General features: G+C 45.9%; 10 protein-coding genes and 1 other annotated feature. Of the genes, 2 read left to right on the top strand and 8 right to left on the bottom strand.

Annotated elements, in window-relative coordinates:
* Nucleotides 1-33: 33 nt before the first annotated feature.
* The 3 genes from A0256_08055 to A0256_08045 all read right to left on the bottom strand — a co-directional run bounded on the left by A0256_08055 (nucleotide 34) and on the right by A0256_08045 (nucleotide 2826).
* Complete coding sequence (locus A0256_08055; protein AMR31382.1) at nucleotides 34-300, bottom strand: hypothetical protein; 267 nt, start codon at nucleotides 298-300, stop codon at nucleotides 34-36.
* 92 nt (nucleotides 301-392) lie between these two features.
* Nucleotides 393-1151, bottom strand: coding sequence for a phosphosulfolactate synthase (locus A0256_08050; GenBank protein AMR31381.1), 759 nt, complete (start codon nucleotides 1149-1151; stop codon nucleotides 393-395).
* A gap of 271 nt (nucleotides 1152-1422) precedes the next feature.
* Nucleotides 1423-2826 (bottom strand): hypothetical protein, encoded by a 1404-nt coding sequence (locus A0256_08045; GenBank protein AMR31380.1) that lies wholly within the window; start codon nucleotides 2824-2826, stop codon nucleotides 1423-1425.
* A 245-nt stretch (nucleotides 2827-3071) separates the two neighbouring features.
* Between A0256_08045 and A0256_08040 the strand changes: the two genes are divergently transcribed.
* Nucleotides 3072-4613 carry an aldehyde dehydrogenase gene (locus tag A0256_08040; GenBank protein AMR31379.1) on the top strand — a complete coding sequence of 514 codons (1542 nt, stop codon included), beginning with the start codon at nucleotides 3072-3074 and terminating at the stop codon, nucleotides 4611-4613.
* A 25-nt stretch (nucleotides 4614-4638) separates the two neighbouring features.
* The gene (locus A0256_08035; GenBank protein ID AMR31378.1) at nucleotides 4639-6288 is read left to right on the top strand and encodes a hypothetical protein; all 1650 of its coding nucleotides are present in this window, start codon (nucleotides 4639-4641) and stop codon (nucleotides 6286-6288) included.
* A gap of 199 nt (nucleotides 6289-6487) precedes the next feature.
* Here A0256_08035 and A0256_08030 read toward each other — a convergent pair whose 3' ends face one another.
* From A0256_08030 to A0256_08010, 5 genes are all read right to left on the bottom strand, one after another.
* Nucleotides 6488-7444 (bottom strand): methylenetetrahydrofolate reductase [NAD(P)H], encoded by a 957-nt coding sequence (locus tag A0256_08030; protein ID AMR31377.1) that lies wholly within the window; start codon nucleotides 7442-7444, stop codon nucleotides 6488-6490.
* A 279-nt stretch (nucleotides 7445-7723) separates the two neighbouring features.
* The gene (locus tag A0256_08025) at nucleotides 7724-8077 is read right to left on the bottom strand and encodes a four helix bundle protein (protein ID AMR31376.1); all 354 of its coding nucleotides are present in this window, start codon (nucleotides 8075-8077) and stop codon (nucleotides 7724-7726) included.
* Nucleotides 8078-8201: 124 nt separating this feature from the next.
* Nucleotides 8202-11921: a methionine synthase gene (locus tag A0256_08020; GenBank protein AMR31375.1), complete on the bottom strand. Its 3720-nt coding sequence runs from the start codon at nucleotides 11919-11921 to the stop codon at nucleotides 8202-8204.
* A 166-nt stretch (nucleotides 11922-12087) separates the two neighbouring features.
* Nucleotides 12088-12197: a binding site (SAM riboswitch class I), on the bottom strand.
* Between the two features lie 233 nt (nucleotides 12198-12430).
* Nucleotides 12431-13171 (bottom strand): hypothetical protein, encoded by a 741-nt coding sequence (locus tag A0256_08015; protein ID AMR31374.1) that lies wholly within the window; start codon nucleotides 13169-13171, stop codon nucleotides 12431-12433.
* Between the two features lie 101 nt (nucleotides 13172-13272).
* Complete coding sequence (locus tag A0256_08010) at nucleotides 13273-13839, bottom strand: hypothetical protein (protein AMR31373.1); 567 nt, start codon at nucleotides 13837-13839, stop codon at nucleotides 13273-13275.
* Between the last annotated feature and the right edge of the window lie 7 nt (nucleotides 13840-13846).

Here is a 13846-nt window from a genome sequence, read left to right as displayed (position 1 = left end):
TTCAGGCTGCCTCTTTTGGTAATTTATTCCGGCTTAAATAATGTTGTCATCTCCCGCAACATCGGCATCCGAAATGGTATCGCCACCCGCGGGTTGTGATTCGGTTGATGAAGTATGCGCTGCGTTTACGGCTGTTGATGGTTCAGATTCGCTAAACGTTTCGGTAATGCCGTCGGTATCGGCAACAACGCCTTCCTGGTTCACAATTTCTTCGCTGTTGGTAATTACATCCTGTTCGGCATCCACATCAGATATGCCCGGCGGATTATTTAAGGACGATTTGTCTTTTGGGTCGCTCATGATTACTGTTGTTTATTGAGGTAACAGATGGCAGGGAGCGTTGTTTCAACTTAAAAAAGCGTCATTTCGAGGCACGAACTTATAAAAACCCTTTACTTCAAAAAATGCTCAAACGTATCGCTCCGGATACCTAACCGAAGCGTTTCCAGCGGGATGATATCCGCCGGGGCGATGTTACCCAGGCTTACATTAGCACCGATAAGTTTGATAAACCATACCTGTTGTGCTTTTTGCGGGGCTTCCCAAATAATGGTTTCCTCGGGGATCTGAGTCAGGATCTCATCAACCAGCCCCTGCCTTACTTCCCCTGAATCGCGGTAGATCCCAACGTTGCCACTCTCGCGGGCTTCGGCAATTACCTTCCAGGATCCGGCTTCTATCTCTGCATTCATCAGCTTGATCCATTTGTACGGTGCAAAGATCTTCTGCACGTCTTTTGATCCTACTTCAGATATCACCGTAATCTGCTTACTCAGCTTACGGATATATTCGCATTTCTCCTCATGCTCAATCTCAATACTACCGTCAGACACCTCGCAATATTGCATCTGGTATTTATCAAGGATGCGTCGGTAATCATCAAACTGCCCCCGCACGATCATCGCTTCAAACAGCGTACCACCAAAATAAACCGGCAGGCCGGCATCTTTGTAAAGCTTTAACTTGGCATCCAGGTTTGGCGTAACATAGGACGTGGCCCAGCCCAGTTTAACCAGGTCGGTATAACCAGCACCCATTTCAATAAAATCTTCCGCCTGGCGAAGGCTAAGGCCCTTATCCATCACCATCGTCAACCCTTTATTCCTGGGTTTAGCAGTACGTTCCGGCAAGCCTTTTATCTCGTAATTCATCTTAGCAGGTTATAGCTTATAACTAAAAGTATTAATGCCGCAAATATCCGCTTTGATATGCAGATATCCAATAACGAAATGTTAAGGGTTTGTTAAGATGAAAACAAATGTGGAGATGTGCTGCGGATGTGCGGATGTGCGGATGTGCGGATGTGCAACTGACTGGAACAGCTGCAAAAAAAATGTGCAGATGATTCCTCATCTGCACATTTGAAATCTGCACATCCGCACATTTAAAATCTGCACATTTTAAATGTGCACATTCGCACATTTACTTCGTATACCGGTTAATAATATCGATGATCACTTTATTTTCCTGCAGCTGGGGCAGGTAATCAAATAGAATAAAATGCTTCTCGGGGTCTGAAGTTAGGGCGACTTCCAAATAGCTTAGCGCCTCATTATATTCTCCTTTGGCAAAAAGATAGGCCACCATACGGTAGTACAATTCTGCTGCTTCGGGGTTGTTTTTTATAGCCGATGAAATAATCTCAATCGCTGTTTCCAAACGCTGCTGCTCATATAAAATAGATGAGTAATCCAGCCAGGCATCCACATCGAGCGGGTTGAGTTCCACCACCTTTTCGTAGGCCGCTTCAGACTCGTCCATGTGGCCCAGTTTGTATTCGGCATCGGCAATTGCAAACCAATAGTCAGCGTTGGCGATATCCAGATCCAGTGCTTTTTTATAAAAATGCAGCGCCTCGAAATAGCGTTCTTCAAAATCAAGTGTCACACCAATACCAAACCAGGCATCTGCCAGCTTAGGATCCATCTTAACAGATTTTTTATAGAACGAACGCGCCTCATCCATCTGCTCCAGCTTCTCGTAGCATTCGCCAATTGCGCAATAGGTATCGGCATTGGGCTGTTCGTACTCAAAGGTTTCGCGGTAAACATCAATAGCCTCTGCATACTTCTCCAGGTTAACCAGGGCATTACCCTTGTTAAAATAGGCAGATGCAAAACTGTCTTTGATCAGGATAGCATAATCGTAAGCATCTATCGCTTTTTCAAAAAGGCTCAGTTTGGTGTACGCGTTACCCAGGTTGTACCAGGCCGCGTAACTGTAAGGCTCATTATCGATATACTGCTGATAAAACTGAACACTTTCCTGCTGGTTATCCAAAACATCGTAACAAAATGCCAGTTCGTACAGGGCATCCTGATTCTCCATATTCTGTTTAAGGCACAGCTTAAGGTAGGTAATCGCAGTATCATACTCGCCCATGTTTTGGTAAACGTAGGCAATGTGCAGTAAAATCTCGTCGGTTTCTTCGGCAAGGCCAAGTGCCTTTTCATAATTCTCCAGGGCTTCGGCGTTGCGTTCCATACTTTCATAAAGGTTGCCCCTGATAATGTAAATGTCTGCATCGCTTGCCTCCAGCATGGCGGCCTTATCCAAGGCGGCAAAGGCCTCTGATGACCTGTTGGTTACCACCAGCAATTGCGCTTGCTTTATAAAAAACACAGCAGCAAATGGGTGCTGATTACGGGCGTACTCTGAAACTTGCAGGGCTTTCGCCGGATCATTCTTTTCAATATAGTAGTCGATGATGTTTTCAAAAGCCTGCGCATCAAAAAAGTATTGATCATGATTGCGGATCATCTCTTCGTATCGTTCTACCGAAAACTTTGGATCTTCGGTAAAACCAAATTCAAATTCTTCTTCCATTCAAGTTTTTTTGCAGAACATCATATAATACACCTCAGGCACGTCCATACCGCCTAAAGCTTACGCTATGAGTTCAAATTACAATAATAAGAATCGTTAAAGCAAATAAGTTTTCAACATACACACATTACTAACACCCTTAATGACAAGTGGCTGATAATAAATGTAAAGCAATTGAAGCGGGAGGCGGTGGGTAGTGATTTTATTTGCCCTAAAGATTTTTAACTTTGACAAAAGTACCAATTATGAGCGTAATAATCTCCGACATCCTGGATCATTTACATATTAACGACATAAACGAAGCCTTCAGCACCGGCAGTAACTGGGGTAGCAGCCCTGATGCTGAGGTAAAAGACATCTTTTCTCCTACCGATGGAAAAAAGATAGCCGCCGTAAAATTCGCCACCGCTGCCGACTATAACCGTGTTGTGGATACCGCTGCGAAAGCTTTTAAAACATGGCGCACTGTCCCCGCGCCTAAGCGCGGCGAGATTGTACGCCAGATTGGCGACGAATTGCGGGCAAACAAAAAGCAACTTGGCGCCCTGGTATCTTACGAAATGGGCAAAAGCCTGCAGGAAGGGTACGGCGAAGTACAGGAAATGATCGATATCTGCGATTTTGCGGTGGGCCTGAGCCGCCAGTTATACGGCCTGACCATGCACAGTGAACGCCCGGAACACCGCATGTATGAGCAGTATCATCCGCTTGGGATTGTTGGCGTTATTTCAGCCTTTAACTTCCCTGTTGCGGTATGGAGCTGGAACGCTATGCTGGCTTGGGTTTGCGGCGATGTTTGCATCTGGAAGCCCTCAGAAAAAACGCCTTTAACAGCCGTTGCCTGTCAGCATATTACGCAAACCGTTTTTAAAGCGAATAATATTGACGAAGGCGTAAGCTGCCTGGTAATTGGAGACAGAGCGATTGGAGAACTGATGGCGGCAGACACCCGCGTACCATTGATTTCTGCTACAGGATCTACCCGGATGGGTAAAGCAGTGAGCGTAGCCGTAGGCGCACGTTTAGGTAAAAGCCTGCTGGAACTTGGCGGGAACAACGCGATCATCATTACAGAAAATGCCGACCTGGATATGTCGCTCATCGGCGCTGTATTTGGGGCGGTTGGTACCGCCGGGCAGCGCTGCACCAGCACACGCAGGCTCATTATCCACGAAAGTGTCTACGACGCATTTAAACAGAAATTAGTTAATGCTTACGGACAGATCAAGATCGGCGACCCGCTGAACGAGGAAAATCACATGGGCCCGCTGATAGACCAGGACGCAGTTGCATTGTACCTGGATTCGATAGAAAAATGCAAGGCCGAAGGCGGTAATTTTGTAGTAGCAGGCGGCAAGCTGGAAGGTGACGCCTACTCATCAGGCTGCTATGTAAAACCCTGCATTGCCGAAGTAGAAAATCATTACCAGATTGTGCAGCATGAAACCTTTGCCCCTATCCTTTACCTCATCAAATACAAAACCATAGAAGAAGCCATTTACCTGCAAAATGGCGTACCCCAGGGGCTATCATCGGCCATCATGACCAATAACCTGCGCGAGGCGGAAACATTTTTATCTTACGCTGGTTCTGATTGCGGAATTGCCAATGTGAACATCGGTACATCCGGGGCAGAAATTGGCGGCGCATTTGGTGGAGAAAAAGAAACCGGCGGCGGTCGCGAATCAGGTTCGGATGCGTGGAAAGTGTACATGCGGCGCCAAACCAATACTATAAACTACTCAAAAACGTTGCCTTTGGCACAAGGGATCAAGTTTGATCTTTAACATTTAAAACAACACGTATTTTTATATGCACAAATTTGGTAATTATTTTTCCGGCGCGGTGCTGTGCAGCGCTGTACTATTCTCAGGCTTTAACAGTTATGCGCAGGTAGCCCCCGCTGCCACCCCCGAGCCGCCTAAAGCGTGGCACCTGATGGACCTTAAAACCGATGGGTTTTTCGGCATCAGCGGTAAACAGGCTTACCAGTTTGTAGCCGGTAAAAGAAGCAAAACGGTAGTAGTTGCTACGATAGATAGCGGTATAGATACCGCCCAAAATGATCTGAAGTCTGTTCTCTGGGTAAATTTAAAAGAGATCCCGGGTAATGGTATTGATGATGACCACAACGGTTATATAGATGATGTGCATGGCTGGGATTTCCTTGGCGGCCCGGGTGGCAAATGTGATTATACCGAAACGACCGAAGAGATCCGCGAGTACAATAAGCTCAAAGGCAAATACATGAGCCTTACCTCAGCCCCCGCCGGGCAGGAAAAAGAGTTTGCTTACTGGGAAAAAGTAAAGCTTACACATGATGAAACCCTGCGCAAATCTACCGAAGAAATTGCGCAGTTACAGCCGGCCATGAGTGCTTTAATGGCTACCAGCGGTTATATTAAAAGGGCCCTGAACTTAAAAACAGATGATTCTTTTACCGCAAAAGATCTGGATAAGATCAAAACCAGTAACGACACATTAAACCGCAGCAAATATGTTTGGACATCGGTATTTGGGCAGGAAGGCGGAGGCGCAACCAATGCTAAAATAATTACCGACTTAAGCGAGTACCTGGCTAAGCTGAATAATGATGTTACCCCGGATCTGGATGCCCGCAAACGCATAGTAGGTGATAACCCCGATGTACAGGACGGCAAACCATACGGTAACAACATCTTAAAATTTGCCGATGCATCGCACGGTACCGGTGTTGCGGGTTTAATTGGTGCAGTACGTAACAACAACTATGGCATTAACGGCGTGGCCGATAATGTGCGCATTATGGCTATCAAAGCGGTACCCAATGGCGACGAGTATGATAAAGATATTGCCAATGCGATCCGCTACGCAGTTGATAACGGTGCCCGGGTAGTAAATATGAGTTTTGGTAAAAAACTATCCCCGCACAAAGAGTGGGTTGATGCAGCTTTTAAATATGCAGCATCTAAAGATGTATTGCTGATCCAGGCATCAGGTAATGATAACCAGGACGTGGATGCAAAACCTGAATTTCCGAATGATCTGTTTGCCGACGGCTCTGCAACTGATGCAGATAACGTGATAAGCGTAGGTGCTTCTGCCGCAAAGAACGATGAAAATCTGGCAGGCTCGTTCAGCAACTATGGTAAAAAGAACGTGGACGTTTTTGCGCCGGGCGTAAAGGTTACGTCTGTTGATACCAACGCTGAATTCAACACGGCCGATGGCACCAGCTTTGCCTCGCCAATTACGGTTGGCATCGCTGCATTGGTATTGGAGTATTACCCTAACCTGAGCGCCAAACAGTTGAAGCAGGTAATTCTTGAATCGGCTACGCCGCTAAAGGGAACGATGGTTTTAAAACCGGGCACCAAAGAAAAAGTTGATTTTACAACCCTATCAAAAACAGGAGGTATTGTTAATGCCTACCGTGCGCTGGTGATCGCTTCTAAATTAAAGGGAGAAAAAGCAGGCATTTAAGTCAATTGCTATTTAACGCAAAAAGCCGGCTCTGTAAAGGACCGGCTTTTTGCGTTGATACTTGTGTCGTTCAGTTAAAAGCGAGACTATCAGAGTTATTCTGTGATATGCTTTTGCGCAAAAACATCAAAGAGATACTAGTGCAGAAAACCCTCCTCGTTCATGGTTCTGGACAACAATTTGGACATTTCATTGCCCGTTAAAATATAGCTTCAGCTATCCGCTTGGTTGGGCCGGGATTACCCATTGTATAAAAGTGCAGTACCGGCGCGCCGAACTTCACCAGTTCTTTACACTGGTTAATCATCCACTCAATCCCGATATCTTTTACATTCTTCTCTACTTTACAATCCTGGATGGCATCGCTCAGTTCTTCGGGAATATCAATATGGAATGTTTTTGACAGGTTGACCAGCTGCTTTGACGTGGTGATCGGTTTCAGTCCCGGTATGATCGGCACATTGATGCCATTGGCGCGGCAGTTGTTTACAAAATCAAAGTACTTCTGATTATCAAAAAACATCTGGGTTACAATGAAGCCTGCCCCCATATCCACCTTTTGCTTTAGATATTTAAAGTCTGTTTTTAAGTTTGGTGCCTCAAAATGCTTTTCGGGATAACCTGCTACACCGATACAGAAATCAGTTTTCAGAATCCCTTCATGGTTCTCGTGCAGGTAAATCCCTTTATTCATATTGGATACCTGCTGCAGCAGATCGGTAGCATAACAATGCCCGTTGGGTGTAGGCACAAAAGACGAATCACCCCGTCGCGCATCGCCGCGTAATACCAATACATTTTCTATTCCCAAAAACTGCAGGTCGATCAAGCCGTTTTCTGTTTCGTCTTTAGTAAAGCCGCCGCAAAGCAAGTGCGGAACGGTATCTACTTTGTACTTGTTCATGATCGCAGCACAAATGGCAATGGTACCCGGACGCTTGCGATAAGCCAGTTTCTCCAGCAAGCCGGTTTCGTGTTGTTTATAGATATAATCCTCCCGAAGGGAAGTAACATCAATAAACGGCGGTTTAAACTCCATCAGCGGATCAATTGCGTTATAGATCCCCTGGATACTCTCGCCTTTTAAAGGCGGGATAAGTTCAAATGAAAAAAGTGTTTTGCCGTTGGCGTTCGCGATATGTTCTGTAATCTTCATTATAGTAGCAAGTATTTAGTATCAAGTATCAAGACTTGATTATATAATTAGACTTTTTTGCAAGCCATAGATCATTCTCTGTATTTCGGACGGTAGTGCGGTAATTTCGTTAAGTTGGCTTTCAGACACAAGTATTTAGTATTAAGTATCAAGACTTGATTATATAATTAGACTTTTTTGCAAGCCATAGATCATTCTCTGTATTTCGGATAGTAGTACGGTAATTTCGTTAAGTTGGCTTTCAGACACAAGTATTTAGTATTAAGTATCAAGACTTGATTATATATTTAGACTTTTCTGCAAGCCATAGATCATTCTCTGTATTTCGGATAGTAGTGCGGTAATTTCGTTAAGTTGAATTTCAGGCATATAACCAAACTCTTTTGCAATTATACACTGCGTTTCCAATTCAAATGCCGAGCCTAGAGAAATATTTAAAAAATGATATAACTCTTTATTAGATTTTCGTCCGCAACCTTCGGCAATATTAGATGGTATAGAAACGGCTGACCGTGTCATCTGGGATATCAGCCCATACCGTTCTTCAGACGGGAAATTTCTGGTGATATTAAAAGTAAGTTTGCTTACTTCAATCCCAGCCTTCCATACTTTTAACTCCTTAAAATTATGCATTTCCTGTCTTGATACTTGGTTATATAATTTCGCAATTTGTACGTGTCAAGCGAAGCTCTCCTAATTAATCCCCCGGGAACAATTCTTGTCTTGATACTTGATACTAACTACTTGCTACTGTCTCCTAATAATTCAAATTCGGCCCCAACCAGCGTTCTACGGTATCAACACTCATATTTTTTCTTACTGCGTAATCTTCCACCTGGTCTTTGCTGATCTTACCCAGACCGAAGTAGCGCGCCTGCGGGTGCGCAAAATAGAACCCGCTTACCGAAGCAGCCGGCAGCATGGCCAGGCTTTCTGTCAATTGCATGTGGGCATTATCCTCTGCCTTCAGGATTTCGAACAAAGTAGTTTTTTCGGTATGATCCGGGCAGGCGGGATAACCCGGTGCCGGGCGGATGCCCTGGTATTCTTCTTTAATCAGCTCCTCGGTAGCCAGCTGCTCGCCCTTGCTGTAGCCCCAGTACTCTTTACGTACCAGTTCGTGCATTTTTTCGGCAAATGCCTCTGCCAAACGGTCGGCAATTGCTTTGGCCATAATGCTGTTATAATCATCATGGTCGGCTTCAAATTCGGCTACTAATTCATCACAGCCTATCCCGGTAGTTACGGCAAAGCCGCCCCAGTAATCGGGTATACCGCTATCTTTCGGTGCAATAAAATCCGATAGGGCATAATATGGCTCATTCTTAGCCTTCTCTGCCTGCTGGCGCAGCGTATGGATGCGGGTAAGCAGTGTAGTGCGGGTATCGTCAGTATATATTTCGATGTCATCGCCCACGCTGTTGGCCGGCCAAAAACCAATGACGCCGCTTGCAGTAAGCAGTTTATTATCCAGCACCCGTTTCAATAAAACCTGTGCATCATCATATAGCTTTTTCGCTTCTTCGCCTACGTATTTATCGTTGAATATCTTCGGATAACTGCCGCGCAGCTCCCAGGTATGGAAAAATGGCGTCCAGTCGATATATGGCACCAGCTCTTCCAGCGGGTAACTTTCAAAAACCTTTGTGCCAATAATGGCAGGCTTTGGTGCAATATCACCATCCAGACTGATCTGGAATTTGCCGCCCCGCGCCTCTTCTATACTTACAAAACGCTTATCGTTCTTTTTATTGGCATGCGCCTCGCGGGCCTTGGCATATTCGTCCTTAATGCCCTGGATATACGCATCGCGGCCATCGCGGTTCATCAAACTGCTGCAAACAGTTACGCTGCGCGATGCATCCAATACGTGGATTGCAGCACCCGAATAGTTGGGCGCCACCTTAACGGCTGCGTGGATACGCGAAGTAGTTGCCCCGCCAATGATCAGCGGTATGGTAAACTCCTGGCGTTCCATCTCCTTGGCAAAGTGCACCATCTCATCCAGTGATGGGGTGATCAATCCGCTCAAGCCAATTATATCTACATCGTGTTTTTTAGCTTCTTCTATAATGCGCTGCGCCGGTACCATCACCCCAAGATCTATTACCTCAAAGTTGTTACAGGCTAGCACCACGCCAACAATATTTTTGCCGATATCGTGTACATCGCCTTTTACGGTGGCCATCAGGATCTTGCCGGCGTTGGCACGGCTGCCGCTGCTATCTTCCCCGGCATCTATCACCCGCTGTTTTTCCAGTTCGATGAATGGCAGCAGGTAGGCCACCGCCTTCTTCATTACGCGGGCAGATTTTACTACCTGTGGCAAGAACATCTTCCCGGCACCAAACAAGTCGCCCACTACATTCATGCCATCCATCAAGGGGCCTTCTATCACCTCCAGTGGCTTGGCAAATTTCTGGCGGGCTTCTTCCACATCGTCATCCAGGTATTCGATGATACCTTTCACCAAAGCGTGCGATAAGCGCTGCTCCACCGGGTTCTTGCGCCATTCCTCATCCCGAACAATCTCTTTGCCCTTACTTTTAATGGTATCTGCAAATTCAACCAAACGCTCGGTAGCATCATCGCGGCGGTTCAGCAACACATCTTCCACAAGCGCTAATAAATCCTTAGGGATCTCCTCGTAAACTTCCAGCATCCCGGCGTTCACAATACCCATATCCAGCCCGGCTTTGATGGCGTGATACAAAAAGGCGGAGTGCATTGCCTCGCGCACCACGTTATTACCACGGAACGAGAAGGAGATATTACTTACCCCGCCGCTTACTTTGGCGTAGGGAAGGTTATTTTTTATCCAGCGCGTAGCATCAATAAAGTCAACCGCGTAGTTGTTATGCTCTTCCAAACCGGTTGCAACGGTAAGGATGTTCGGGTCGAAAATGATATCCTGCGGCGGGAAGCCAACCTCATCCACCAGGATGCGGTAACTGCGTTCACAGATCTCTTTACGGCGCTCCAATGAATCTGCCTGGCCGGTTTCGTCAAAGGCCATCACTACCGTAGCAGCACCATAGCTCAGGATCTTACGGGCATATTCTTTAAACTTCTCTTCGCCTTCTTTTAGCGAGATAGAGTTAACGATACCCTTGCCCTGCAAACATTTCAAACCTGCTTCAATAACCGTCCACTTGCTGGAATCCACCATGATCGGCAACTTGGCAATATCCGGCTCGGAGGCAACCAGGTTCAGGAATTTCACCATCACCGCTTCCGAATCGATCATCCCTTCATCCATGTTAATATCGATGACCTGCGCCCCGCCTTCTACCTGTTGCAGTGCAACGGTGAGCGCAGCCTCGTAATCTTCGGACAGGATGAGTTTGGAGAATTTTGGCGACCCGGTAATATTGGTACGCTCGCCTATATTAACAAAGTTTGTTTCTGGGGTAAGGGTAACGGCTTCCAGTCCGCTGAGGCGTAAAAACGGCGCTATCTCCGGTTTTTTCCGGGGACTGTATCTGGCGGCTTTTTCGGCAATACACTGGATATGATCCGGCGTAGTACCACAACAGCCGCCTACAATATTAACCAACCCGGCTTTGATGAAATCATCAACCTGGTGGGCGGTTTCGTGCGGTGTTTCATCATAAGCACCAAACTCATTGGGTAAGCCCGCATTAGGATAAGCCGATATATATACACCAGCCTTCTCGGAAAGTTCTTCCAGGTGCGGGCGCATTTCCCTGGCACCCAAAGCGCAATTCAAGCCAACCGATAACAGGTTGGCATGGCTGATAGAATTCCAGAAGGCCTCCACTGTTTGGCCCGAAAGCGTACGGCCGGAAGCATCGGTAATGGTGCCGGAGATCATCACGCCGCCGGTATCACGAAAGGCGAGGTAATCTTTACCTGCTGCCTTACATTCTTGTTTATACCGGTCGATAGCGAACAAAGCTGCTTTCGCATTCAGGGTATCAAATATGGTTTCAACCAGCAGCACGTCCGAACCGCCATCAACCAGTCCGCGTACCTGCTCGTAATAAGCATCGGCTAAATCATCAAAAGTAACTGCGCGGTACCCCGGGTCGTTTACATCCGGTGATAAAGATGCGGTACGGTTGGTAGGACCAACAGCACCGGCTACAAAGCGGGGCTTGTTTGGGTCTTTAGCAGTGTATTCGTCCGCCACTTCGCGGGCAATGCGGGCGCCTTCGTAACTTAATTCGTAATCCAGTTCTTCCAGGTGATAATCCGCCAGGGAGATTTTTTGCGTGCTGAAAGTATTGGTCTCGATGATATCGGCACCGGCATCCAGGTATTCTGCATGGATAGCCTTGATCACATCAGGACGGGTGATATTCAGTAAGTCGTTATTGCCTTTAAGGTCTGAAGCATGATCACGGAAACGCTCGCCACGGAAATCCTCCTCGGTTAGTTCATACCGTTGGATCATGGTACCCATCGCCCCATCAATAACCAGGATGCGTTTTTCTAATTCTTTTCTAATATCCATTTGGTATTTAGCAGCTAGTATCAAGTATCAAGTAGCAAGTATTTGGTGCTTAAACAAAAGCGTTTATTCGGATCCAGAACAGACGGTATACCATCTTGCTACTTGATACTAACTACTTGATACTTATAAAACTTATTTCGAAAAGTCAGGCTGTAATAATGACTTCCGCTTATCTTTCCTAACCGATTTCTCCCGGCTAAGTAGAATGTAGCACCTTGTAAGCACAGGTTGCCAAGACATCGCAGGGTCTAATCCCTCCGCCTTTCTCCATAAGCATCACAAATATGATTATTAATGTTGTATTGTGCAAATGGAGTGCCTGGGGGCAGAATGAAGTTGTCTTAGGATAAGTAGGAATGCAAAATCGTAAAAGTGTCACCCTTAAGGAACGCAGGGTTTGATAACGAATTTTGCTACGGTTGCTTATCGGTTAAAGATGCCTCGTTCCTGCGCACGACAAACAAAAAAAGCCACCCGAAGGTAGCTTTCAAAATCTATTTGAGATCCGATTATCTCCTGTTACCGCCAAATACGCGCAGCAGCATCAGGAACAGGTTAATAAAATCGAGGTACAAAGTTAAGGCACCCATGATGGCCATTTTTTTGCCTGATTCATCACCGGCTTCAATTACTGCGCCCATCCGTTTAAGCTTCTGAACATCGTACGCCGTTAGGCCCACAAATACAGCAACCCCAATATAGCTGATAATTAAACCAAGGCTACCACTATGCAATATGAAAGCGTTGAGCAGGGTAGCCACAACGATACCGATCAATAGCATGATCAGGATAGAACCAAACTTGGTTAGATCCTGGTGGGTGATATAACCGCCTACAGCCATTACGCCAAATACCACTGCCGCAGTGATGAAAGTACCAGATATGGTAGCAACCGAATACATGTAAAATATATTACTCAAACTCATCCCCATCAATGCAGAAAAAGCAAGGAAAGCGATAAGCAGACCGGCGAAGCTAAACTTGTTAAATGCTCCGGAAATTAAGAACACAAATGCCAGCGGCGCAAAGGTAACCACGGTACCCCAAATGGTATTGTGATTAGTAAGCGGATCGCGAATTATGGCAGATAGTTCGGGATTGAATGCAAAAATATAGGTACATACAGAAGACAGCCCCAGCGCCACAAACATCCATAAGAATACATTAGCTATAAATTTACGCGACGCTTCAGCATTTTCAACGATGCCCGGCTTGTCTGCGTAAACGAAATCAGAAGTGTTAGTTTCCATTTTTTATTTAGGATTATTTAATACGAATATAGTAAAGTTGAAACGTTAAGTGCGATTGAATTGTTATAAACCTGCTTAAAGCTTACAATGGGATGTAAATCTCAATTTAATCTTTTCTGCAGCTGCTCTTCCACTTTTTTAAATACCTGCACAGGTTTAAGCGCCCGCCAGTTCAGTTCATCCAGCTGCCCGCCGAAGTTGATGTAGTAATCGATATTACTGTTCTTGAATTCTTTGATCACGTGGTCCTGGAAATTGATGCCGGCAATCCAGCCATCCTCCACATCCTGGAACCACTCCTCGTAGTAGCTATCATCTGAGTGATGGAAGTTAAGCACGTTTTCGCCTATCAGCACAAATTTGGTAACGCCCTGATCTATCATCAGCTCCAGGATCTCCCGCTTCAGCAGCATGATATCGTTGTTGATGGCATCGTTCCATTCGCCAATAAATTCAATAATGCTGTACCCTTTGTCGTAATCAACAAACAGCACTTTCATATACAGCGTGTTAGATCCGAACGAATCCCACTGCGGATGCAGCAGGTAATTATAGATCTGTTTATCAAATTCAAACTCGTTGTATTGCGTAGCGTAAAAGGGCGAGTACTCGTCCTCTGCAGCTATGTAATCATCGCGCCATTTATAGTAGGGTTCTATTGCGTGCATTGAGTTG

The organism is Mucilaginibacter sp. PAMC 26640, assembly GCA_001596135.1.
GTDB lineage: Bacteria > Bacteroidota > Bacteroidia > Sphingobacteriales > Sphingobacteriaceae > Mucilaginibacter.
The sequence above is the reverse complement of the archived record's forward strand: the minus strand, read 5'-3'. Positions and strand labels throughout refer to the sequence as shown.